Raw genomic sequence first — 24,666 nt, forward strand, 5'->3', positions numbered from 1 at the left:
ACTCTGGTTTTGCCTGCAAAGCAGTAACAATCCTTATTTACAAAGTAATAATAGCACGCTTTTTTTTAATATGCAAGCCTTTCCAAAAAATATTTTTATTTATTTTTTACTCTTTTGATCCATTTTAAAAAAAAGTTTACTAAAAGTAAAAAAAAGACTTGCTTTCTCTTACTTTTTATTAGTAAAATAGAGATGTTGAATTTTTAAACTATTTATTTTAAGGAGATTACACAATGTCAAAATTATTAGTTGTTAAAGCACATCCATTAACAAAAGAAGAATCACGCTCAGTTCGTGCGTTAGAAACATTTTTAGCTTCATACCGTGAAACAAATCCATCAGACGAAATCGAAATTTTAGATGTTTATGCACCAGAAACAAACATGCCGGAAATCGATGAAGAATTATTATCTGCTTGGGGTGCACTTCGCGCTGGTGCAGCATTTGAAACATTAAGCGAAAACCAACAACAAAAAGTGGCTCGTTTTAATGAATTAACTGATCAATTTTTATCTGCAGACAAAGTAGTAATTGCTAATCCAATGTGGAACTTAAACGTACCGACGCGCTTAAAAGCTTGGGTAGATACAATCAACGTTGCTGGAAAAACATTCCAATATACTGCAGAAGGACCAAAACCTCTAACAAGTGGTAAAAAAGCCTTACACATCCAATCAAATGGCGGCTTCTACGAAGGAAAAGATTTTGCTTCTCAATACATTAAAGCGATTCTAAACTTTATTGGTGTTGATCAAGTCGACGGATTATTCATCGAAGGAATCGATCATATCCCTGATCGTGCGGAAGAACTTTTAAATACTGCTATGACCAAAGCAACTGAATACGGTAAAACATTCTAAATTTTCCGAGTGATTTACAGCAAAAAGAGACAAGCAGTTCGTTCACTGCTTGTCTCTTTTGTTACGTAGATTCTTGTTGATCTGGCTTATCTTCATCATACAAACCAGAAACAATTTGGTACCACTCAAAAATGTGTGTAATTATCACCTTAGCTGCGGCATAAACAGGAATTCCTAAAATTACCCCGACAATCCCAAATAGTTTACCAGACGTTAATAAAACAACCAAAATGGTGACTGGATGAATGGATAACTGACTGCCTAGGACAAGTGGTGAAATAAACCGACCTTCGACCGTTTGCTCAATGGCAAAAACAATCAAGACTTTAATTAACAAAGCTGGCCCGCTGACAATTCCTAAAAAGACTGCTGGAATCATGGCTAAAAATGACCCTAAATAAGGGATTAAATTTAAAAAGCCTGCTGCAATACCTAAAGTGACTGCATAATCTAAGCCAATGACAGAAAAACCAATCATAAACATAATTGCCACTGCGAAAGCGACAGTTAATTGTCCTCTAATATAAGAAGAGACTTGATCATTGACTTCTGCAAGAACTTTTAAGGTTGGTTTACGCATCTTTACTGGTAAAAACTTCATTAAATATGGCGCTAAGTTTTTGCCATCTTTCAGTAAATAAAATAGAATAAAGGGCATCGTAATGATGGCGACAAAGATCGTAGCCACCGCCCCAAAGAAATTACCAATTCCTTGTACTGTGAACGTTGAGACGTTTTTAATGATGGTACCTAACGAGCTGACAACTTTATCGCCTGCCGCTTCAAGTTGTTCTCTAAATTGCGCGAAAAGTGGATCACTTAATATTTCCTGCGATTTTTGATCAATTGTATCAATATATTGAGGAAAATGATTCACAAAGCTAACAGATTGCTCACGAATTTTAGGAACGATTACAATACCACCCCAAATGAGTAGTGCCACAATTAAAATAAATAGGCCGATAATACTCCAGACACGTGAGATTTGTTTTTTCTCTAAATAATCGACAATCGGATTTAATAAATAATATAAAATCCCCGCCATAATTACTGGTAAGCCGACAACGCCGAAAAACTGCCAGACGGGCTTAAATAAATAAGAAACTTTCGTAAAAGTTAGAATAATTAACAGCACCAATAAGACAATCAGTAAGGCTGTTACTACTTGATTATTTAAAAACCAACGCCAAAACCAAGACAGGCGTTTATCAGTCGTTTGTTTTTTATCCATTGATTCACGCTCCATTTACTAAGTAATCAATTGTTGTTCCAATCGTTATCTTTGGTAACTGATGGGGCGTTAAATAAACACCATTTCGGATAACATCATCCTCATCGGTTGGTGCATCAGCAAAGATTAAAGTGCTGTGAGCGATACTTTGCAAGTTACTATTGGCAAAAGAACCCACTTTTGTGATTGTATAATTTGTATCGCCAATTTTCAGATGATCTCCTTCTGCCAAGGTAACTTGGTCTTTTTCTGGGAATGATTGAATAACTGCATGTTGCTTCAAGGTATCGGTCGCAGTTTCTCCAAAAAGAATAATCATTTTTTCTGAATCATCGATTGCATGTTCGCCTATTTCTGTTACGGTTGCTTGCATCTTCCATCCCACTCCTTCATTATCTTACTTCTATTATTATAGCATAGAATAAAATAGATATTCAGGAAAAAGAAAAGGCGATGAACAATTGTCAATTGACTTTTGTTCACCGCCTTAAAATAAGTTTTTATTTAAAGAAGTTCATAATATGAGTCCAAATTTTTTCATCAAAGACATCCATTGGATTCCCATTTCCAATCAAACCATAACCAATCATTGTTCCCACAACAAATAAGATAATGACTAACGAAATGACCACTAGAATTTTCAATAATGTTACTAAAATATAACGAAATGAACTCATACGTTTGACTCCTTTAGATTACTGTCGTTGCTTGTTTTTCTTCAATTTTTTCATCATTGACACGTTCAACGTTCGCGCCTAATTTTTGAAGTTTTTTATGGAACTCATAATAGCCACGATCTAAATATTTCAAATTAGAGACACGTGTAATGCCATTTGCACGTAACCCTACTAAAATCAATGCGGCAGCTGCCCGTAAATCAGTGGCTTCAACTGCTGCTCCTTGTAACTCGTTGCCACCATTAATAACGGCAATGTTGCCGTCAATTTTTAAGTCAGCGTTCATTCGACGCATTTCCTCTAAGTGTTGGTAACGATTTTCAAAGACTGTTTCTGTCACGATGCTTGTTCCTTCAGCAAACATTTGGATCGCTGTCATTTGCGCTTGCATGTCTGTTGGGAAACCAGGATGCGGCATTGTCTTAACATCTGTTGGTTTTAGATGTTTTGGTCCAATTACACGGATGCCGTTTTCTTCTTCTTCAATGATTGCACCCATTTCGGTTAATTTAGAAATTAGCGGACGATTATGTTCAGAAATTGCTTCTTCAATTAAAACATTGCCCTCAGTCATTGCTGCAGCTACCATGAACGTACCTGCTTCAATTCGATCTTGAACGATTGAATGCTCTACGGCATGTAATTTATCGACGCCTTCGATACGCATCGTTTCTGTCCCAGCACCGATAACATTGGCACCCATTTTGTTTAAAATGTTTGCTAAGTCAACGATTTCAGGTTCACGAGCGACGTTTTCAATGATGGTTGTTCCTTTCGCACGAACAGCAGCCATCATAATGTTTTGCGTAGCGCCGACACTTGGGAAGTCTAAGTAAATAGTGTTACCGATTAGTTCATCCGCAATTGCTTCAATATAACCATTTTTTTGGATGATTTTTGCACCTAATGCTTGGAAGCCTTTTAAGTGTAAATCAATTGGTCGTTTCCCAATGGCACAGCCACCTGGCATTGCCACTTTGGCATGGCCATTACGAGCCAATAAAGGTCCCATTACAACGATAGAAGCACGCATTTTACTAACGTACTCATAGTTTGCTTCGATCCCTAAAGGTTGTGTTGCGTCTATTGTTACTTCATTCGCGTCTTCATCAAAATCAATGGCTACATTCAAATGCTTAATTACTTGATTCATTGTAAATACATCAGATAAAATTGGTACATTTTTTAAAGTAGTAACGCCTTCTTCAGCTAAAAGAGTAGCTGCTAAAATTGGTAAAACAGCGTTTTTGGCGCCTTCAATTTTTACAGTTCCTTCTAATTTTGTATTACCACCATGAACAATAATTTGTTCCATTTTGTTCCCCCCAAAAAAATGAGAATAGGTATTCCTATTCAAAATCTTTACTATTATACCATTATTCAACTAAAAATTGTACCTTTTTTTATTTTTCAATTTTTAAGGAAAATACACAATGAAAAGATTTCGACAAAGCGCAATCAATTCTAAAGCAAAAGAGCTAACTGTGTATCCGATAGCGATGGCGAAAAATACCATCAACATTCTAATTTGCGGTGTAAATTGGGTTTTGAAAAATTGCTCAATACGCAATGATTGCAACGCCCAAAAACTTATGTAAATGAACATAAGATGACTAACGATTCGAACAATAGCATCTACTCCATAGTATTGCATAAGGAGCCTCCTTTTTTCTAACGTAGGAACATTTTATCACAAAATAATAAAAACCGATAATTAATCCACTTGAAATGCCAAAATTTGACACTATTTATTAAAAAATACGAAGAAATAGAGTTTAAGGCACCTGACTCAATAGCAAGCGCCTTAAACTCTACAAAAGTGACTGAATCCTTCAGCCTTTTTTACCCATGTTTCGATACGTTGATCCGGTTGATTGCACGATGCAAAGCAACAGTCGCACGACGTAGTTGATCGCGGTCGTCTTTTGCTTTGGCTTCTTCAATTAAACGTTCTGCTCGTTGTTTTGCTCGTTCAGCACGAGGTACATCGATATCTCGTTCACGTTCGGCACTATCGGCAATAATAGAAACGACATTATCACGGACTTCCATGATACCACCATTTACAGCTACCCAGTCAACATGTGTATCTGAATCGGTCCGTTTGATGCGGACTTCATCAATCGCTAGCGGAACGATGATTGGCGCATGTTTTGGTAAAATACCAATTTCACCATCTGTTGTTTTCGCCACAACGATTTTTGCATGGTGGTCATAAACTAGACCATTCGGCGTTACTACATTCACAGTAAGACTATCCATTGTGTTTGCCGCCTTTCTAGTAGTTTAATTGTTTCGCTTTTTCGATGGCATCTTCAATTTTACCGACACTACGGAAGGCTTCTTCTGGCAGATTATCATGTTTACCTTCAAGAATTTCTTTAAAGCCACGAACTGTTTCCGCAACTGGTACATAAGAACCAGGTTGACCTGTAAATTGTTCAGCAACGTTAAAGTTTTGAGATAAGAAGAATTGAACACGGCGTGCGCGACCAACAAGTACTTTTTCATCATCTGATAATTCGTCCATCCCTAAAATAGCGATGATATCTTGTAATTCACGGTAACGTTGTAAAATATGTTGCACTTCGGTAGCCACTTCGTAGTGTTCTTCTCCAACAATTTCAGGAGCCAAGGCACTAGAAGATGAAGCTAACGGATCTACCGCTGGATAAATCCCTTGTTCGGTTAATTTACGTTCCAAGTTAGTTGTTGCATCCAAATGGGCAAACGCTGTTGCTGGCGCTGGATCGGTATAGTCATCGGCTGGAACATAGATTGCTTGAATAGAGGTAATTGATCCTTTTTTCGTTGAAGTAATCCGTTCTTGTAATTGTCCCATTTCAGTCGCTAAGGTTGGTTGGTAACCTACGGCTGACGGCATCCGACCTAAAAGGGCAGAAACTTCTGAACCGGCTTGGGTGAAACGGAAAATGTTATCAATAAATAATAGCACGTCTTGTCCTTCCACATCACGGAAATATTCAGCAATCGTTAACCCAGTTAAGGCCACACGCATCCGTGCACCTGGTGGTTCGTTCATTTGACCAAAAACCATGGCTGTTTTTTCAATAACGCCTGAATCTTTCATTTCATAGTACAGGTCGTTCCCTTCACGTGTCCGTTCACCAACACCAGTAAAGACGGAAATCCCTCCATGTTCTTGGGCAATATTATGAATTAATTCTTGAATTAAGACGGTTTTACCAACACCGGCACCACCGAAAAGTCCGACTTTACCACCTTTTAGATAAGGCGCTAATAAGTCAATAACTTTAATCCCTGTTTCTAAAATTTCATTACTGGTACTTAATTCATCAAATGCTGGCGCTTTTTTATGAATCCCACTACGTTCAGCATCTGCAGGGAATGGCGCTTCTAAGTCAATTGTGTCTCCTAAAACGTTAAACACACGACCCAATGTATCTTTACCAACAGGAACTGAAATTGATTTTCCTGTATCGATAACTTCCATTCCACGTTGTAAACCATCTGTCGATTCCATGGCGATAGAACGAATCACTCCATCACCTAGTTCTAAAGCGACTTCAAGTACTACTTTTTGTTTTGCTTCGCCATTTTTATAAACGACTAAAGCGTTGTTAATATCGGGTAAGGATTGATCTAATGAAAATTCCACGTCAACAACGGGACCGATTACTTGAACAATCTTTCCTGAACTCATAATTTCTTTCCTCCAGTCTTCATAAAGTCACACGCTTTGAACGTTTTTTACAAACGTTCAAACGTAAGACTAGATTATTCTAGTGCAGCTGCACCAGCAACAATTTCTGTAATTTCTTGGGTAATCGCCCCTTGACGAGCACGGTTATAAGAAATTGTTAAATCGCTAATAATATTTTGCGCATTGTCAGTGGCTGTTTTCATGGCGGTCATCCCAGCAGCATGTTCTGCTGTTTTCGCATCAATGATCGCCCCATAAATTAAGCTTTCTGCATATTGTGGTAACAATTGATCCAAGATTGCTTCAGGTGAAGGCTCTAAAAGATATTCTTGTTCGTAAGAGGTCGCCTCTGATGGATCTAAATCAGTAATTGGCAACATTTTTTCCACACGAAACTGACTCGTTAGTGAGTTAACGTGGTGATTATAACAAACATACAATTCATCAAACACTTCGTTTTGGTACATAGTCGTTGCCGTTGTCACAATCTTACGGACTTCTTCAAACGTTGGTTGATCCGTTAAGCCTCTTAGCTCAAAGGAAACATCGATTCCGCGTGCTTTAAAGAAATCCGCCCCTGTACCACCAATGGCGATTAAGGCATATTCTTTATTAGAATCGTGGTCTTCTTGAATCATACTCATGGTTTGTTTTAAGATTGAGCTATTGTAGCCACCAACTAACCCTTTGTCAGAAGTGATAACGATATAGCCTGTTTTTTTGACAGGTCGTTGTGCTAACATCACATGATAGTTCCCTTCACTAAGAGAAGATTGTTCTGTTTCACGTAATTCACTTAACTGAGCAGCTACTAAATGCGTAACGACGCTACGAATTTTTGAAGAATATTCTTGAAAGCTTTTAGAGGCGCCTTCTGACTTGGTCAATTTGGCTGCAGAAACCATTTGCATCGCTTTGGTAATTTGGCTTGTCTTTTTTGTTGATGCAATGCGTTGTTTGATTTCGTTTAATGAAGCACCCAATGTCGCTCACCTCTCTTATGCGTTATCGATTTTTTCTAAAGCTTCTTTGGCTGAATCTCCGCTGTTGTTTGCCGCTGCAAACATTTCAGAAAACTCTGTAATCGCTGCATCTAATGCATCAGTATCTGGTAAGTCTTTCGTAGTACGAATGGTTTCCAATAAGTCTGCATGTTTGCCATCAAAATAATCGAATAAATCTTGTTCAAAGTGTAAAATTTTATCTACGCTCACGCTATCTAAAAAGCCGTGTGTTAACGCATATAAAATTAAGACTTGTTTTTCTACAGGCAGTGGCGCATGTAGTTTTTGTTTTAAAATTTCTACCGTACGACGACCACGGTTTAATTTAGCTTGTGTTGCCGCATCTAAATCAGAGCCAAATTGTGTAAAGGCTTCTAACTCACGGTAACTAGCTAAGTCTAAACGAAGCGTTCCGGCAACTTTTTTCATTGCTTTGATTTGCGCTGATCCTCCGACACGAGAAACAGATAACCCAGCATCAACGGCTGGACGAGTGCCTGCATAGAACAAGTCGCTTTCTAAGAAAATTTGTCCATCAGTGATTGAAATAACGTTTGTTGGAATATAAGCAGAAATATCGCCTGCTTGTGTTTCAACGAATGGTAAGGCTGTCATTGAACCGCCACCTAATTCATCACTTAATTTAGCTGCACGTTCTAATAAACGTGAGTGTAAATAGAAGACATCCCCTGGATAAGCTTCACGACCTGGTGGACGGCGTAATAGTAGAGAAAGTTCACGATAAGCCACGGCTTGTTTTGATAAGTCATCAAAAATAATTAAGACATGTTTGCCGTTATACATGAATTCTTCACCCATTGCAGTTCCTGCATATGGTGCAATGTAAAGTAATGGTGCTGGTTGTGAAGCCCCTGCAGTCACAACGATTGTATAATCTAAGGCACCAAATTTACGAAGTGTTTCTACTTGGTTACGAACAGTAGATTCTTTTTGACCAATCGCTACATAAATACAAATTACATCTTGTCCTTTTTGGTTAATAATTGTATCAATTGCAATCGATGTTTTCCCTGTTTTACGGTCTCCAATAACCAATTCCCGTTGTCCACGACCAATTGGTACGAGGGCATCAATGGCTTTTAAACCAGTTTGCATTGGTTCAGCAACAGATTGACGTTGCATAACACCGGGAGCTGTTGCTTCCACAGGACGTGTTTTGTCTGTTTTAATTTCGCCTAAACCATCTAATGGTTGACCTAATGGATTAACAACACGGCCAATCAAAGCTTCCCCAACGGGTACTTCCATGATTTTGCCTGTGCGTTGTACTTTATCTCCTTCACGAATGGTTTCAAAATCGCCAAGGATAATAATCCCTACATCATTTGTTTCTAAGTTTTGTGCCATTCCGTATGAACCGTTTGAAAACTCAACAAGTTCTCCACTCATGGCATTTTCTAAACCGTGGGCGCGGGCAATTCCGTCACCGACGTAAGTGACTGTTCCAACTTCTTCAACAGCAAGCTGTTGTTGATAGTTTTCGATTTGTTCTTTAATCAAGGCACTGATTTCTTCTGCTTTGATAGCCATTCAATTCACCTCTTTGTAGTCCTAAAGATTATTTTAATAACTTCTGCTGCATATGTTCTAATTGTTTGCGGATGCTGCCATCGATTACTTGATGGTTTGCTTCAATAACCACTCCGCCGACAATTGACGGGTCAATTAAATTGACTAAATGCGCTTGTTCATACCCTAATAATTGGGCAGCTTTTTCTTCCATTGCTTGATGTTGTTCTTTTGATAAAGGAATGGCTGTTGTCACTGAACCCAAAATTAGTCCTTGGTGCTCATCATAACGTCGTTCATATTCATCAATCATCAAGAGCAGATCATACATGCGACGATATTCGTAAACCACTCGCAAAAAGTTTTGCATCATTTCACTAAAACCTGTTACTAGTTTTTCCATGATGCTGTCTTTTTCATAAGGTTCTAAGCGATCATCACTTAAAATATCGCCAATACCAGGTACTTGGTGATAGACTTCGCGAAGCGTCAATAATTCTTGATAAATTGCTTCAGCTTGGTTCTTTTCAACTGCCAACTCAAACAAAGCCTTGCCGTAGCGTTTACCAACTGTATATTTATCTAGTTTCATTTGCTTTACCTAAACTTTCAATATAAGAATCAATCAATGCTTCATGTGCATCTGGTGTTAATTCTTTATTTAAAATTTTGGCTGCAATTTGAAGAGAAAGATCTGCCACTTCATTTTTTACTGAAGACAATGCTTCTTCACGTTCTTGAGAAATATCTGTCCGAGCTTTTTCGCGTAGGCGAGTAACTTCCGCAGTTGTTTCTTTTAATGTTTTTTGGCGAGTCTGTTCTCCACTTTCTTTCGCGTTTTTAATAATTTCAGCTGCTTCTGATCTGGAAGAAAGTAATTGTTGTTGACGTTCTTTTTCCATTTTCGCTGCTGCTACGCGAGATTGTTCTGCAGAGTCTAAATCGTTGGCAATTTTTTCTTCACGTTGTGTCAAAATATCTACGATTGCTCCCCATGCATATTTCTTTAATAAGAGCATCAAGATTAAAAATGCACCACTGACAACAATCATCGTGCCTAGTGTGGTACTAGGAGCCGTTTCACCGACTACCAATGTAGTAAGTAGCATGAAGTCTCAACTTCCTTTCCTGCAAAAATCGATTTAGCTTCTTCAACTGCTTTATCACCAGCTATTGAAAAGGCTAAAGATAGAAGAAAGCAGTGACGGTCCCGATAATAATCAGCGTCCTGCCTCCATTTTATTGCTTATCTGAATAAAAGTAATAAAGAAACAACGACACCTAAAATTGGCACAGCTTCGATTAAAGCGACCCCGATAAACATTGTTGTTCTTAATTGACCAGACATTTCTGGTTGACGAGTCATTGACTCGATTGTTTTTGAAATAACTTGTCCGTTACCGATAGCGGCTCCGATAGCTGAACCGAAAATTGCAATTGCTGCTGCGATAAAATTTAATCCTTCCATTGTGTAAAATCCTCCTAAAAGATAATTTTTGTCCTTCGTATTTCTTGATTATTCTTCTGTTTCAATTTTGTGTGACATATAAACCATTGAAAGTGTCACAAAGATAAACGCTTGGATACATCCAATAAAGATTGAGAATGCTACCCAAATCATTTCTAGCGGAATTGCTAGTGGGATAACCCATAATCCGACGCTTGCTACGGTTCCAGCAATTAAGCCCAATAGAACTTCGCCGGCAAAAATGTTTCCGTACAAACGCAAGCCTAATGTTAATAGATTCGTGAATTCTTCCATTAATTTTACCGGTAGTAAGAAACCAACGGGTCTTAAATAACTATTAACTAGATAGCCTTTAAAACCAAAGCGTTTCATACCAAAGAAGTGTGTTAAGACAATCATCATCATCGCTAACGTTAAGGTTACGATTGGATCGGCGGTTGGACTTTTCCAAACGCTGAGATCGTCGCCCACAACGATTTTTGTAACGAGACCCAAGATGTTTGAAACAAGTACAAACATGAACAGGGTAAACGCCATTAAATGAAAATTGCTCACTTCTTTACGAGGTAAATTGTCTGTAATGATTCCACGAATAAAATCCACTAACCATTCGATGACCGTTTGTTTGCCTTTAGGTCGTAGCTTCATATTTCTCGTACAAGCATAGACAAAGGCGAAAACAATGATACACGTCAACAGCACCATCAAAACAATGGTTCCATCAAACCAAATTGGTCCGATATTGAAGAGTAATTTCTTCTCTTCCAAATCAATTCACCTCTTTTCCAACAATCTTTCAGAAGTTTCATCCTACTCCTGAGTGATAATCCCTGGCAAAGCTATCGTACCACCACTTGTTGATAATTTACAAATAGTTTACTTTTAAAATTTCATGTGTTGAAAATTGGTTGGAAAACCTTTTCCATAAACCAATCTAATGCAGGGTGGTACTGCTTTCCGAAGCGATTAAAAAATGAATCATTTACATTCATTTACTCAACACTTACCAGATTTTACACCTAATCCGAAGAAAGGCAAGCAAATATGCGAAAAAGAATAAATTTACATTTTTAACGTCGGTTATTTTTTAATGTTCGGCTGATTTGTCGGTCAACTTCCTTACGTTTCAAGTCTTCACGCTTGTCGTACTGCTTTTTCCCTTTAGCTAAACCAATCAAAACTTTGGCATAGCCGTCTTTAATATAGACCTTCAAAGGTACTAATGTGATACCTGTATTTTTGGTTTCGCCGATTAACTTATTAATTTGTTTTTTGTGTAATAATAATTTTCTGGTACGTAATGGGTCATGATTAAAAATATTGCCCTGTTCATATGGACTAATATGAACATTATACAAAAAGGCTTCCCCGTTTCGAATTCGTGCAAAACCATCTTTTAAATTGATACGACCATTTCGAATAGATTTGATTTCTGTTCCTTGTAAAACAAGCCCAGCCTCAACCGTATCGATAATTGAATAATCATGTCTAGCTTTGCGGTTTTGTGCGATTAATTTTCCTTCCCCTTTTGGCATAAGCGACCTCCTCTACTTCTTCTTTTTCCCTTTTTTATTTTTTTGTTTCATTGCTTCTTTATAAAAAGGTTGTTTTTTGCCTTTGCCTTTTTTCTTATTTTTCTTTTTCTTACCATCAAATGATTCATCTTTTTTATTTCTTCGTTGATTATTTGAACGAGTTGAAGAATTGGCTTTACCTTTTTTACGTCCTTTTGGTCCTTCGACTGGCGCAACTTCCTCAGCTGAAATCAATTCAAAATCAACTTCTCTTGTTTCTGGATCAGCTTTTTCAACACGGATTTGAACTTTCTGACCAATTTTCAAAGTCATTCCCGTCCGTTCACCAACTAACGCCATATGATTTTCAATAAAGTGGAAATAATCTTGTTTTAAGTTGTTCACGTGAATTAAGCCTTCTATTGTATTAGGCAGTTCCACAAAGATACCAAATTTTGTGACAGAGCTGATGATCCCGTCATACGTTTCTCCCACTTTATCTACCATAAATTCGGCTTTCTTCATAGCGTCCACTTCACGCTCTGCATCAACTGCGCGACGTTCCATACTTGAACTATGATTGGCAATTTCTGGTAATGCTTCGTTCCATTTTTCTTGATTTTTTTCAGATTGATCTTGGCTATAGCTGCGAATCAAACGATGCACAATTAAATCTGGATAACGACGTATTGGTGAAGTAAAATGCGTATAATATTCAGCAGCCAACCCATAGTGTCCGTAGTTGTCTTCTGAGTATTTCGCTTGTTGCATACTTCTTAGCAACATCGTATTGATAACCACTTCTTCCGGCTTATTTTCAACTTGCTCTAAAACTTTTTGTAAATCTTTCGGTGAAATGTTTTCTTTTGTTCCTTTAACAAGAATGCCAAGTACTGCAGCAAAATCAAAAAAACGTTGCATTTTTTCTTCTTTTGGTTGTTCATGAATCCGATAAATGAATGGCAGTTTTAAGTCATGATAATGACGCGCCACAGTTTCATTGGCTGCCAACATAAAGGATTCAATTAATCGTTCACCCACGCCACGCGTGCGTAAAAGAATATCTTGGGGATGACCATTTTCATCAACTAGGACTTTGGCTTCGCGATCTTCAAAAGAAATCGCACCACGGCGCATACGCATCTCTTCTAATATGTGGTGCAGCTCGCCCATCTCTTTAAACATGGGAACTAGCTCTTTGTAGCGTTCTAACGTTTCAGGTTTTTGCTCTTCTAAAATTTCATTGACTGCTGTATAGGTCATTCGCTCCGTTGTTTGGATTACACTTTGGAAAATTTCATGCGAAATAACTTCTCCTTCTGGTGTAATTTCCATCTCACAACTCATGGTTAAACGTGGAACATGTGGGTTAAGCGAACAAATCCCATTTGATAATCGCTGCGGAATCATTGGCACAACTCGGTCTGTCAAATAGACACTTGTGCCACGTTCATACGCTTCCATATCCAATTGACTTCCTTCAGTTACATAATAAGAAACATCTGCAATATGCACCCCTAAAAAGAAATTGCCATTCGCTAACTTTTGTACCGTTACTGCATCATCTAAATCTTTCGCATCTTCTCCATCAATCGTCACAATCAACTGATCACGTAAATCCCGACGACCGACTAAATCGCTTTCTGCAATAGTTTCTGGTACTTGGTCCGCTTCAGCTAAAACTTCATCAGGAAATGCTGTGGGAATTCCATGAGCCACTACGATTGATAAAATATCCATTCCTGGATCATTTTTATGACCAATCACTTGTTTGACTAGTCCTTCCATACTCGTTGGATATTCTTGATCTGGATAATAGGTAATTTCAGCAATGACAATGCTACCATCTACTGGCTTAATCCCTTCAGGTGCAATCGATACAGTATACTGATTCAATTTCTTATCTTTGGGAATCATGTAGCCATACAGTCCCATTTCTGCCATTTCTTCTTCACTATATGCCACAAATTCTCCGACAACTTGGCTCACTGCTCGCTCTTTAATTTCTTTGACTTTACCTTCTGCTCCGCGATCTGAAAAAGGATCCGCATGTTGGATCACGTCGATTAAAACCGTGTCCCCATCCATTGCAAAGTTCGTTGCCTCTTTAGGAATATAAACATCTGGTTCTTCAGGATCGATGGTCACGAAACCAAAGCCTCGTTCATTTGCACGAAACGTTCCTTCTATTAATAAGTCTTTCATTGGTAACAGGACTTTGCCTTTTTTGTTGAAACTAACTGACTTTTCTCGTTCCATTTGTGCAATGGTTTGCACTAAAATTTTAAAATCTGAACTTTTTTCTAAATTCAAGCCTTGTGCAATTTCTTCCATTGAAAAGCTTTTCTTTTTTTTGCTTTCCATGAAATGTAAAATTTGCTCTTTAATTGTTTGTTTTGTCATTATTTCTCCTCATTCCAAGGTAGTGTTGCTAAAAATTGCACCACATCTTGCTCTAATTGTTTGTGTTCTCCACTCACCGTAATGACATGTCCGCTGTTTGGGTACCATTGTAAGGTCACACGTGCTTGTGTTAGCGCTTGGGCCGTTTGATAGACGCCCATTGGCTCAATCATTTCATCTTTGCCAGCTTGCGCTAAGAAAAGAGGTGCGTGGATTTTGTTTAGTTTGTCTGCCGTCTGACTAGCAATTGTTTCAATCGCTCCTAATTGTTGTTTGACTCGTTGCTCAATCGATTGCAACCGGCTTTGTTGTTCCTCTGCAGGAACTTCTGCGATTTTCATCACGTTTTCTGCGTATAATACAAAATTTTCTGGTACTTTATTTTCGACAGGGTAGATCGGTGAACAGAAAAATCCACCACCAATTAATCCTGTTAATTGTTCCGTTAATGCATGCATACTGAAAATCCCGCCCATTGATAAACCAAAAATGGCAATTTCTTGGTAGCCTCTTTCTCTCAAAAAAGCGACTGCTTCTTGTGTATCTTGCCACCATTGTTCCGTTGTTTGATCTAAAATATCTTCAGGAACTAGCGTGCCATGTCCTGAAAAATTAGGCGAATAGACAGTATAATTTTCTTTTTCTAAACGTCTGCTTAACATCCGTACATCATTACTGCTGCCAGAATAAGCGTGTAATAAAAGGACCGCCCGTTTTCCTTTTTCTGAAAATAACGGCTTCGGTAAATTGATTTTTTTTGCCACTTCGCTCACCTCAGCTTCATTCTATCATATTCTCAAAAGAAAACCTTCCGAAATGATAAGTTTCAAAGACTTTTTCAGAAAGAAAAAGAACAGAAAAATAAGTGTTCGCACTCATCTCTCTGTTCTAAACTTGTCATTTTAAAAGATTACGTACTTATTTTGAAGATAAGAACGCCAAAACAAATAATAAAATCATCCAAATTGCGCCAAGAACTGCTGTTGAGCGTTGCATAACAGCTTCAAAGCCGCGCGCTTTTTGCTTCCCAAATAATTTATCTGCACCGCCAGTGAAGGCACTTGCTGCACTGTTTTGTTTGCTTGGTTGCATCATAACAGTAATGACGATTAAAACAGATAAAATGATGACCAACGTTAAGATTAGATTATACATGCGTTAATTCTCCTTTTTATACAAATATGCGAAATTCATCTACTTTAATGTAGCATATTTTATCTGTAAACACCAGTGAAATTTAATGTCTTTCCTTATTTGTCTCTAATAGCAACAGCCGCAAGTAGGAATCAGATTTCTACTTGCGGCTGTTGCTAACTTATTTTTTATTTTCTCAATACGTCTCCGTATTCAGGTTTAGTATCAAATTCTTTTTTGGCAAATGGACATAGCGGAATAATTTTTTTATGCTCTTTTCTCGCTTTTTCAACACCGGCTAAAACAAGTTTTTCAGCTAATTTTTGTCCACGATAAGTTGGATCAACAAACGTATGATCAATAATCATCATGCTTTCGCCAGCATCTGACCAAGTCATTTCACCAATTTCTTGGTTTTCATCGTTATATAGAGCAAAACGATTGTTTTCTTCTTTAATTTGCATATTCGTTCCCTGCTTTCCGAATATATTTTAGAGCACCACTTGGACATGAATCTACCACAATCATGTCATTTTCAACACTTCCGTTATCTGGAATAATCCATGGTTTCCGACCAACTTCAAAGACTTCTGGATTTCCGCGAACACAATTACCAATATGTTCACAAATATCTTTATTATAAAAGATATCAATTCCTTCCCCAGTATATTTACGGTAGCCTTCTTTTAATAGTTGTTCTTCCGTGACTGGTTGCCCATCTATTTGGTTTCCTTCCATTGCACAATCTCTCCCCTGTAACTTATTAATATTAAAAACGTACCTTTATTTTACCACTAAGCTGGACATTCAGGCAATTAATTGTTCCACCTTACTTGCCAATTCGACGAGCTCGCAAAGCAGATAAGATTGACACAGTGTCCACAACTTCTTGTAGCATAGCCCCGATTAGCGCCGGAATGATCCCGGTACTAGCAATTAACATTAGTAAAACGCAGATAAAAATTCCGATTAATACAGATTGTTTGGCAATTTTCATGGTATCTTGGGCAATTTCGACCGCTTGGCTGACTTTACTTAAGTCATCTTTTAAAATAACAACGTCAGCAGTTTCACTAGCCGCAGTAGCTCCATGAGCGCCCATAGCAATACCTACGTCTGCAGCGGCAAGCGAAGGTGCATCATTTACACCATCTCCTACCATGATGACTGGATGGTTTTCTTTGGGCAATTCTTTTAGAATAGTTAATTTATCTTGTGGTAAACATTCCCCATGTACTTCGGTAATTCCTACTTCTGCAGCAATCGTTTCTGCGACGGATTCTTGATCCCCCGTCAGCATTAAAATTCGTTGAAGATGTAATTGGTGTAATTTTTCCATAGTCTCTTTTGCTTCTGGGCGTACAGTGTCTGTAAAAGTAATTCGGCCTAAATATGTGCCATTACGTGAAATATGAATAGTCGTTTTATCAATTTTTTCAGTTGCTTGAGACTCTTGTGTCACAAAATTCTTTTTACCTACCCGTATCTCAGCACCATCCACAAATGCCTTCACGCCAGCACCAGAAACTTCCGCTAAATCTGTAATATTTTTTAATGGAACATCTTGCTTTCTGGCATAAGCAACAATTGATCTAGCTAAAATATGACTTGATTCTTGTTCCACGCTTGCTGCCAATCCCACTAATTCAGCAGCAGTTATTTCAGCATTGATTGGTTGGACTTGATCAACAGAAAGTTGTCCTTGCGTAATCGTGCCTGTTTTATCAAACGCAATCGTTTTTGCAGAAGCTAATTTTTCGACCATCGTTCCCGATTTAATAACGACCCCATGACGACTTGAACGACCCATCCCTGCCACTAAAGCAATTGGGGCAGATAGAATCAAAGGACACGGCGAAGCAACAACTAAAACTTCCGCAAAACGTGTCGGACTTTTTGAAACAAACCAAGCAACACCTGCAATTAGGTAGGCAACTAGTGTAAAAGGTACCGCATAGCGGTCTGCTAAACGTACAAAATGAGCTGGACGTGCCGCAGATTCTTTCACTAAGTTCACAATCGTTTGATATTGACTGTCGGCTACAGTTTTTTCAGCAACCATTTTCAAAGAGCCATCACCATTGACGGAACCCGACATTAATTCATCCCCAGGATTTTTTTCAATTGGTTTTGATTCTCCTGTTAATGAAGATTCATCGACTGTTGATGTCCCGGTTTTTACCAAGCCATCAACTGGAACTAGTTCCCCTGGTTTTACTACTAATTCATCGCCAACATTGATTTCCTCAACAGAAACATCTTCTAAATTTTCGCCATTCAAGCGATGAGCTTTTTGTGGCGAGTTATCCAATAATGACTTCAGCTCTTGGTTAGCTTTTCCAGCGGCATAGTCTTCTAATGAATCACCACCAGTCAACATAATTAAAATCATCAAACTGGCCCAGTATTCTCCCACAGCTAAGGTCGCGACGATAGCGGTAATCGCTAAAATATCGACACCATATTTTCCTTCACGTAAGGTTTGAATCATTTCCCAGAACATCATTAACGCCATTACAGAACCTGTTATTAAAATAATGCCATACGCCCAATTCGGCTGATGTAAAATAAATTCAAATAATAATGCCAAAACTCCTGTTATAATTGTAATCCCCAATTTTGTTACATGCTTCATCTCTTTTTCTCTCCTATCATTCACTTTACATTATTGAGCGTACCTTTTCTGTTTTGAAAAAGAAAGTGAAAACGCCTAAATGAAAACGACTTTCATTATCATAGAATAGAGGTCGGGACAGAACCGTTTAGCTCCGAGAAATAAGAAGAAATTTCCGAAAATTGCTCTTTAATTTTTGGAGAATTTCGGCGTATTTCCGAAGGAGTTGGTTCTGTTTCCGCCATTTATCAGGTTTTGAGCCTGGAGCAAAAATCCAAAGTGATTTTTGTTCTAGGCTTGTTTACTTTCTAAAAGTAGTTATGTAAAAAAAAACACAGACCATCGTTCATTCGCCGATGGTCTGTGTTTTTATTTCCAAAAATCATCAAAAATTGTAATGGGTAAATGCCGTTTGTGTTGTCCTTTTTTATACCAGTTTTCAATTGTTTGTTGATCTGCTTCCGAGACTTTTTTGCCTTCCAAATAATCATCAATGGCATCATACGTGACACCTAAGGCAACTTCATCTGCAACTAACGGTTTGTCATCTTCTAGATCAGCTGTTGGTATTTTTAGATACAAAGCTTCTGGTGCCCCAAGTTCTTTCAGCAAAGCTTTTCCTTGGCGCTTATTTAAACGAAATAACGGTAAAATATCCGCTCCGCCATCGCCATATTTGGTGAAGAAAGCTGTCACATTTTCGGCTGCGTGGTCTGTGCCAATTACTGCGCCAGCATTTTCGCCAGCTACTGCATATTGTGTAATCATACGTTGACGTGCTTTCATGTTCCCTTTATTAAAATCGCTAATTTGAACACCAGCGTTTTCTAGCGAACCAACCATTGCATCCACTGCTGGTTTAATATCCACTCGTAAAGAAACATCTGGCTGGATAAAGGCAAGCGCGGCTTGTGCATCAGCTTCATCTGCTTGCTCACCGTAAGGAAGGCGAATCGCAATAAATTGATACGACATATCTCCTGTTTCTTCGCGCATTTCGGTCATCGCTAATTGTGCTAAGCGTCCAGCTAATGTTGAATCTTGTCCGCCACTAATTCCCAAGACAAAGGTTTTTAAAAAAGGATGTTTAGTTAAATAAGCTTTCAGAAAATCAATACTTTTACGAACTTCTTCTTTTGGATCAATTGTCGGTAAAACACCTAACTCTTGAATGATTTTTTCTTGAAGTGTTGTCATTTCTAGGCCTCCTTATTCACCGTTTCCGTTAAATGTTTAACGTCTTTACGCACTTTTTCCAATAAATTCATTTTGTGGTTCCAACAATCTGTTGAAAGGTCCACTGGATATTTTTGCGGATTCAAGTCCCGCTTGTATTCTTCCCAAAGTGAATCTAAATTTTCTTTTGCATATTGTTTAATTTCATCTAAAGTTGGTAATTCGTACACACGTTTTCCTTCAACGAAAATATCTTGGAGTACTGGCCGTGCTTCAAAATCACGGACATACTTATTAATAAAGGTATGAACGGGATGGAACATATAAATTTCTTCTTCTTGGCGAGGATCTTCGTTCCAAAGTGTCACATAGTCCCCTTCTGACTTTTTATCAGATTTACGTGTAATACGCCAAACTTGTTTTTTTCCTGGTGTTGTCACTTTTTCAGCATTGCTAGATAGTTTAATGGTATCTTTCATTTGACCATCTTCACCTTCAATTGAAACTAATTTAAACACCGCTCCTAAAGCCGGTTGATCATAGGCCGTAATCAGCTTGGTACCCACGCCCCATACATCAATTTTTGATTTTTGCATTTTTAGATTCAAAATCGTATTTTCATCTAAATCGTTCGATGCATAAATTTTTGCTTCAGTAAAGCCAGCTTCGTCCAGTTGTTCACGAACTCGTTTAGAAATATAAGCCATATCGCCACTATCAATCCGCACACCTAGGAAATTAATTTTATCCCCCATTTCTCGAGCTACTCTAATTGCGCTTGGCACTCCCGCTTTCAAAGTATCATACGTATCAACAAGGAAAACGCAATCCCGATGTGTTTTGGCATACGCCATGAATGCCTCATAATCATTTCCATACGACTGAACCAATGAATGGGCATGAGTCCCACTAACCGGAATACCAAAAATTTTACCAGCACGAACATTACTTGTCGCGTCCGCCCCACCAATATAGGCGGCTCTTGTGCCCCAAATGGCAGCATCTAATTCTTGTGCCCGGCGTGTTCCAAATTCCAATAAAGGATCATCGCCAATCACAGATTTAATTCGAGCCGCTTTTGTCGCAATTAATGTTTGGAAATTCACCATATTTAGCAAGGCAGTTTCTACCAATTGACATTGTGCCAAAGGACCTTCAATTTGAATTAACGGTTCGTTATTAAAAACCAAATCCCCTTCTAAAGCAGAGCGTACAGTACATTTAAATTCAAAATTTGCTAAATACGTCAAGAAATCTTCTGGATATTCTTCAACTTCTCGGAGATATGCAATATCAGATTCTGTGAACGTTAAATTTTCGAGATAATTGACTAAACGTTCTAAACCTGCAAAAATTGCGTAGCCATGATTAAAAGGCATCTCTCTAAAGTAACATTCAAAAACAGCATGTAAATCTGCTCTCCCTAATTCCCAGTATGTTTGCATCATATTGATTTGATACATATCTGTATGCAATGTCAAACTATCATCTGCATATGTATAGTCCATCGTTTTCTACCTCTATTCTTTGTATTAAAAACTTGTTTATATTATAACAAAAAAATTTTTTTTAGCCTAAAATCTGCTTAGACCTCTTTTTCTTTAAAAATGAAAAATTTACTGAAGAAATAATTTAAAATCACTACTACAACTTGTGTAATCATTTTCGCCCAAAACGATGAAAAATGAATGCCATCAATTAGGAGAATCATTAAACCCATATCAGCCACAAAAGATAAAATTCGGTACCAATAAAATAAGCCCATTTCTTTAAAAAAACCAGCTATGCTTTCATGCTTACTTGCGAATACCCAATATTTATTCGTGAAAAAGGCAAATAGAACAGATAAAAACCAACTAATTGCGTTACTTATCTTGTAATCCAGCCCTAACACGTTTTGACAAACAAAAAACACAACTAAGTTGACGACCGTCGTTGCACCACCAAAAAATAAATAAGCCAGTACTTCTCGGTATTTACGAAATAATTCTTTCAATTTTCACGCATCCTTTCAACTAATCATTTTATCAAACTTCGGCAAGAAAACCTATCTATTTTGTGTAAAGACACAATTCTCTTGCTAATTTTACTATTTATTAAGGTATTTATGAAAAACATAGTAAGAGAAGAGGAGAAGTTCATCCATGGATGAACTTCTCCTCTTCTCTTCGTCTAATAATATATGACTCCATCGACCAATAAGTTAAATCAGCATTAGTCCTTTAGCTTAGGAAGTGCTATCGTTTGTCCTTCGGTTAATACAGAATACGTTAAGTCATTTTCCTGCTTGAGTGCGTTTAAGGAATAGCCCGTTTTTTTAGCAATTTTTGCGAGTGTCTCTCCTCTTTTTACTTCATAATACTCAGTAGACTCTGTTTTTGAGTCATTCGCTGTACCATTTGATTGCTCTGCTGTTTCCAAAGCATTAGTCACCGATTTACTGATTATTAGTGATTGAAGTAACGCTTGTTCTTTCGGTTCTAGAGAAGTCGCCGCTGTATGCTGAGGAATCGTGATTTTTTGGCCAATATAAAACATTTCTTGAGTCTTTAAATTTTGTTTTAAAATGGCTGTTGCTGACACACCAAACGTCTGGCTAATGGTGGCGAGAGAATCTCCTTTGCTTACTTCATAGATGACTGCTTCTTTTTTTAGCTGTTCTTTGACTGCTTCCTTATCAAACGAAGGTTTCTTTTCTTCTGCCAAATTAGTCACTACTGGTTTCTTCTTTTCTTGATCGTATTCAGTTAATTGATAGGTTTCAATCAACGCGTTTAATTTTTTATCGTAATATGTATCCGTTGCATAACGACCTGTTAAAAATTTTGTTGCCTGCTGATAATTCGTCGTGTTTGCTTTCAAAACGCCGTGATAAAAAGTTGGATTACCCGCCAGCCCATTGATGATTAATTTACTATAGTCTGTTAATGACTCTTTATAGGAAGGATACTGACGAAAATCGGCATGAATGGTGGTCATCTTCCCTTTACCATCATCTTCTTGTGTGGGAAAGCTGACACTTTGACCTTGATAAGCGCCTTTAATGCCAAACAAATTATAATTAGGCGGCGCGGCTAACGCACTATTGCCCGAGCCACTTTCTAAAATAGCTTGAGCTATCATGACAGAAGCGTATAGATCATACCGCTGACCAATAACTCGTGCTTCTTCACCGATTTTTCTAATAAACTCAGAAGTAGAAGCATTCTCTTGGACAACAAAATTTGCCTCGGCTTGTTGTTGAATTCCTGCTTGCTTTTCCTTTTCTTGACTATTGTCTATCTCTGAATGTACCAACGGCTCTTTGGTCTTTTCAGTTAATGTAGAATTTTGTGGTTCCTGATTATGAGGCGGCTTTTCAGTGAGTGCTTTACGCTCTTCAGACGCTGGTTGCTCACTTTGTAACGATTCGGTTGGTTTAGTACTAGCAATTGGCTTTTCTTGTGGCGGTAAACTATTTTCAGATTCTGAAGGTTCCATATTATTTTCCTGATGGTCACCGCTGTCATTTTGTATTGAACTTTCTTGTTGTTCAGACGAACTTATTACTGTTTCGTTCAGCGTTGAAGAAGTAAGAGTTCCTTGGTCTTGATTGACTTGGTCCGCTCTTTTTTCTTCCAGTACTAGCTGTCGGCTTTCGTGACTCGTTTCGGTCTCCTCTTGAGCGATTAATGGTTCCGAATTGTAGTAACTGGCGCCCGCATAAGTCCCTAAGACTCCAAGACATACCAACTTCAAATATCTTGCCTTTCTTTTTTTCATCGCATTTCTCCTTCATTTACCTCTTTATTTCTGCTAATAATTGCTCTATCTGTTGGTACATTCCTGTTGATTCATTCTTGATGGTTAGCATTTGTTCACAATAAGCTTGGTACTCTCTTGCCACTTGCTTCATGCGTGTTAAAGTTGCTAAACGTTGTTCCATCTCTTCATGAACTGTTGCAACTTGTTGGTTAGCTTGGGCAATTGTTTCTTTTGCTTGACGTTTGGCTTCTAATAAGACTTCGCCAATTTCTTTTTGAGAAAGCGTAACGGCTGTGTCTAAGTTCTCTTCGCTAGTCTGTTTCTGTTGTATCTTTGCTTCAGACAATTGTTTCTGTAAAGAAGTGATAGTTGCTTCTTTATCACTTAACGTTTCTTTAACATCTTTAAGTTGAACATCTTTTTCGACTACTTGTTTTTGTAATGCTTCCACTTCATTGGTTTGCATTAATAATTGCTCCGTTAGTTTTTTTATGGATTGCTGATATATTTGATTTTCTTCTTCTAGTTTTTCAGCAAAAGAAAACGATTCTTCCGACAGTTCAGTCGGCACTTCTTGCTTGACCTGCTTAACTTTTGCAGCTTGCTCTTTTGCATAAACGACCTCGTCATCAAAGATTGCTTCCTCTGTTACCTTTGGTTGTGCTTTCCCCGATTGTTCATTTTCAAAATCCGGCATCTTCTCATACTCCTCATCTTCATTGTTTTTAGTCAAAAACTGCCACATTTGTTTCTCCTCCTTCGTACCTTTTACACCGTTAACATATAGCCTTTTGAGCGAATTGTTTTGATATATTGTGGTTTGTTCACATCTTGTTCAATTTTTTTACGCAAATGGAAAATCACATTAGCGACACGATATTTTCGTTCATTCGCAGTATCTTTCCAGACATTTTTGTAGAGTTCTTCATATGTAATTGTTTGTCCTGCGTGTTTGTATAAATACTCTATTGTGAAAAATTCCAATTTTGTTAAAAGAATTTCTTCTCCACTTCCCAAGCAAACACTCAAATTTGGCGCAATTAAATACAATCTCTCAGAAAGATTCTTAGTAACGGTTTGTTCCTCGTTTGCACTAACTAATTTAGGATAAAAACGTCTTTTTACACGTTGCAATAAATTACTCATGCTTAACACGCATTCTTGGCGATCATAAGAATGATCAAAAACGCCATCTGCGCCTAATTGTAAATAAATAATTCGATTGACTTTACTAATTGCTTCTGTCCGAGAAAATAACCAAATTGGCAAGTCTGACTGCTTGCGAATTGTCATTAATAACTCACAACAAGTATTTACTTGCTGGTGATCAGTAACTTCAATCACTAATCCATCAATATGGTGCAAATGAAGAAGTATATTTGTTCCTTGGATGATCTGACATTCTACTTGATTACTAACAAACCAATTTTGACAGTATTCTTTTGTTTCAATTGTCAAAGGGACGACACCAATTGTATATTTTTCCATTTTTTTACCTCAATCTTCCTAATATTCTCCTTCAAAATATAATAATTTTTATTTATATTCTATTAATAAATAAAAATCCCCAACTACTAATTTTTCAAAAAATGATTGTTATTACTAAATTTTATCGAATAAAAACAA

The 24,666-nt window shown here is 37.7% G+C and carries 27 protein-coding genes; 1 reads left to right on the forward strand and 26 read right to left on the reverse strand.

Going from position 1 to position 24,666, the window contains the following annotated elements; translation table 11 throughout:
* The first annotated feature begins 233 nt into the window (after positions 1-233).
* Positions 234-860: an FMN-dependent NADH-azoreductase gene (locus IGJ52_RS10220; RefSeq protein WP_438792074.1), complete on the forward strand. Its 627-nt coding sequence runs from the start codon at positions 234-236 to the stop codon at positions 858-860.
* Between the two features lie 61 nt (positions 861-921).
* On the opposite strand, the gene IGJ52_RS10225 is transcribed toward IGJ52_RS10220, so the two are convergent.
* From IGJ52_RS10225 to IGJ52_RS10350, 26 genes are all read right to left on the reverse strand, one after another.
* On the reverse strand, positions 922-2,091 hold the full coding sequence (locus IGJ52_RS10225) for an AI-2E family transporter (protein ID WP_002381494.1): 1,170 nt from the start codon (positions 2,089-2,091) through the stop codon (positions 922-924).
* A 4-nt stretch (positions 2,092-2,095) separates the two neighbouring features.
* Positions 2,096-2,464: a PTS glucitol/sorbitol transporter subunit IIA gene (locus IGJ52_RS10230; protein ID WP_002367153.1), complete on the reverse strand. Its 369-nt coding sequence runs from the start codon at positions 2,462-2,464 to the stop codon at positions 2,096-2,098.
* Between the two features lie 127 nt (positions 2,465-2,591).
* Entirely contained in the window at positions 2,592-2,768 is a 177-nt protein-coding gene (locus IGJ52_RS10235) for a DNA-directed RNA polymerase subunit beta (protein WP_002356564.1), read from the reverse strand.
* A gap of 13 nt (positions 2,769-2,781) precedes the next feature.
* Positions 2,782-4,083, reverse strand: coding sequence for a UDP-N-acetylglucosamine 1-carboxyvinyltransferase (gene murA, locus IGJ52_RS10240; RefSeq protein ID WP_002356562.1), 1,302 nt, complete (start codon positions 4,081-4,083; stop codon positions 2,782-2,784).
* Between the two features lie 102 nt (positions 4,084-4,185).
* Positions 4,186-4,422, reverse strand: coding sequence for a DUF1146 family protein (locus tag IGJ52_RS10245; protein ID WP_002356560.1), 237 nt, complete (start codon positions 4,420-4,422; stop codon positions 4,186-4,188).
* Positions 4,423-4,610: 188 nt separating this feature from the next.
* On the reverse strand, positions 4,611-5,030 hold the full coding sequence (locus IGJ52_RS10250) for a F0F1 ATP synthase subunit epsilon (protein ID WP_002356559.1): 420 nt from the start codon (positions 5,028-5,030) through the stop codon (positions 4,611-4,613).
* Between the two features lie 16 nt (positions 5,031-5,046).
* Positions 5,047-6,453 carry a F0F1 ATP synthase subunit beta gene (atpD, locus tag IGJ52_RS10255; RefSeq protein WP_002356558.1) on the reverse strand — a complete coding sequence of 469 codons (1,407 nt, stop codon included), beginning with the start codon at positions 6,451-6,453 and terminating at the stop codon, positions 5,047-5,049.
* A 74-nt stretch (positions 6,454-6,527) separates the two neighbouring features.
* On the reverse strand, positions 6,528-7,436 hold the full coding sequence (locus IGJ52_RS10260) for a F0F1 ATP synthase subunit gamma (protein WP_438792075.1): 909 nt from the start codon (positions 7,434-7,436) through the stop codon (positions 6,528-6,530).
* A gap of 15 nt (positions 7,437-7,451) precedes the next feature.
* A complete protein-coding gene (atpA, locus tag IGJ52_RS10265) occupies positions 7,452-9,008 on the reverse strand; it encodes a F0F1 ATP synthase subunit alpha (protein ID WP_002356555.1) in 1,557 nt (518 codons plus the stop codon).
* 28 nt (positions 9,009-9,036) lie between these two features.
* Positions 9,037-9,579, reverse strand: a complete 543-nt coding sequence (gene atpH / locus IGJ52_RS10270) for an ATP synthase F1 subunit delta (protein WP_002356554.1) — start codon at positions 9,577-9,579, stop codon at positions 9,037-9,039.
* Positions 9,566-10,096, reverse strand: a complete 531-nt coding sequence (gene atpF, locus IGJ52_RS10275) for a F0F1 ATP synthase subunit B (protein ID WP_002365031.1) — start codon at positions 10,094-10,096, stop codon at positions 9,566-9,568. The genes atpH and atpF overlap by 14 nt, the downstream gene beginning before the upstream one ends.
* Positions 10,097-10,233: 137 nt before the next feature.
* Positions 10,234-10,455: an ATP synthase F0 subunit C gene (atpE, locus tag IGJ52_RS10280; protein ID WP_002356552.1), complete on the reverse strand. Its 222-nt coding sequence runs from the start codon at positions 10,453-10,455 to the stop codon at positions 10,234-10,236.
* Positions 10,456-10,503: 48 nt separating this feature from the next.
* Positions 10,504-11,223 (reverse strand): F0F1 ATP synthase subunit A, encoded by a 720-nt coding sequence (atpB, locus tag IGJ52_RS10285; protein ID WP_002356551.1) that lies wholly within the window; start codon positions 11,221-11,223, stop codon positions 10,504-10,506.
* A gap of 302 nt (positions 11,224-11,525) precedes the next feature.
* Entirely contained in the window at positions 11,526-11,990 is a 465-nt protein-coding gene (gene smpB / locus IGJ52_RS10290) for an SsrA-binding protein SmpB (protein WP_002356550.1), read from the reverse strand.
* A 12-nt stretch (positions 11,991-12,002) separates the two neighbouring features.
* Positions 12,003-14,372, reverse strand: coding sequence for a ribonuclease R (rnr, locus tag IGJ52_RS10295; RefSeq protein WP_048941796.1), 2,370 nt, complete (start codon positions 14,370-14,372; stop codon positions 12,003-12,005).
* Positions 14,372-15,145, reverse strand: a complete 774-nt coding sequence (locus IGJ52_RS10300) for an alpha/beta hydrolase (RefSeq protein WP_002384145.1) — start codon at positions 15,143-15,145, stop codon at positions 14,372-14,374. Before IGJ52_RS10300 ends, rnr begins: the two co-directional genes overlap by 1 nt.
* Before the next feature lie 145 nt (positions 15,146-15,290).
* Entirely contained in the window at positions 15,291-15,527 is a 237-nt protein-coding gene (gene secG, locus IGJ52_RS10305; RefSeq protein WP_002356546.1) for a preprotein translocase subunit SecG, read from the reverse strand.
* Positions 15,528-15,694: 167 nt separating this feature from the next.
* Positions 15,695-15,970 (reverse strand): GNAT family N-acetyltransferase, encoded by a 276-nt coding sequence (locus tag IGJ52_RS10310; RefSeq protein WP_002356545.1) that lies wholly within the window; start codon positions 15,968-15,970, stop codon positions 15,695-15,697.
* Positions 15,960-16,244 (reverse strand): (4Fe-4S)-binding protein, encoded by a 285-nt coding sequence (locus tag IGJ52_RS10315; RefSeq protein WP_002382645.1) that lies wholly within the window; start codon positions 16,242-16,244, stop codon positions 15,960-15,962. Before IGJ52_RS10315 ends, IGJ52_RS10310 begins: the two co-directional genes overlap by 11 nt.
* Before the next feature lie 91 nt (positions 16,245-16,335).
* On the reverse strand, positions 16,336-18,165 hold the full coding sequence (locus IGJ52_RS10320) for a heavy metal translocating P-type ATPase (RefSeq protein ID WP_002367160.1): 1,830 nt from the start codon (positions 18,163-18,165) through the stop codon (positions 16,336-16,338).
* Between the two features lie 324 nt (positions 18,166-18,489).
* Positions 18,490-19,317, reverse strand: coding sequence for an ammonia-dependent NAD(+) synthetase (gene nadE, locus IGJ52_RS10325; RefSeq protein ID WP_002367161.1), 828 nt, complete (start codon positions 19,315-19,317; stop codon positions 18,490-18,492).
* A 2-nt stretch (positions 19,318-19,319) separates the two neighbouring features.
* A complete protein-coding gene (locus tag IGJ52_RS10330; RefSeq protein ID WP_002356538.1) occupies positions 19,320-20,804 on the reverse strand; it encodes a nicotinate phosphoribosyltransferase in 1,485 nt (494 codons plus the stop codon).
* A gap of 77 nt (positions 20,805-20,881) precedes the next feature.
* Positions 20,882-21,292, reverse strand: coding sequence for a GtrA family protein (locus IGJ52_RS10335; RefSeq protein WP_002367164.1), 411 nt, complete (start codon positions 21,290-21,292; stop codon positions 20,882-20,884).
* 218 nt (positions 21,293-21,510) lie between these two features.
* Complete coding sequence (locus IGJ52_RS10340; protein WP_438792076.1) at positions 21,511-23,058, reverse strand: glucosaminidase domain-containing protein; 1,548 nt, start codon at positions 23,056-23,058, stop codon at positions 21,511-21,513.
* A gap of 16 nt (positions 23,059-23,074) precedes the next feature.
* Positions 23,075-23,785: a hypothetical protein gene (locus tag IGJ52_RS10345; protein ID WP_002419477.1), complete on the reverse strand. Its 711-nt coding sequence runs from the start codon at positions 23,783-23,785 to the stop codon at positions 23,075-23,077.
* A 23-nt stretch (positions 23,786-23,808) separates the two neighbouring features.
* Positions 23,809-24,528: a response regulator transcription factor gene (locus IGJ52_RS10350; protein ID WP_033600531.1), complete on the reverse strand. Its 720-nt coding sequence runs from the start codon at positions 24,526-24,528 to the stop codon at positions 23,809-23,811.
* Positions 24,529-24,666: the final 138 nt, after the last annotated feature.

This window comes from Enterococcus sp. DIV1758 (genome assembly GCF_051711985.1).
In the GTDB taxonomy this organism is placed as follows: domain Bacteria; phylum Bacillota; class Bacilli; order Lactobacillales; family Enterococcaceae; genus Enterococcus; species Enterococcus faecalis.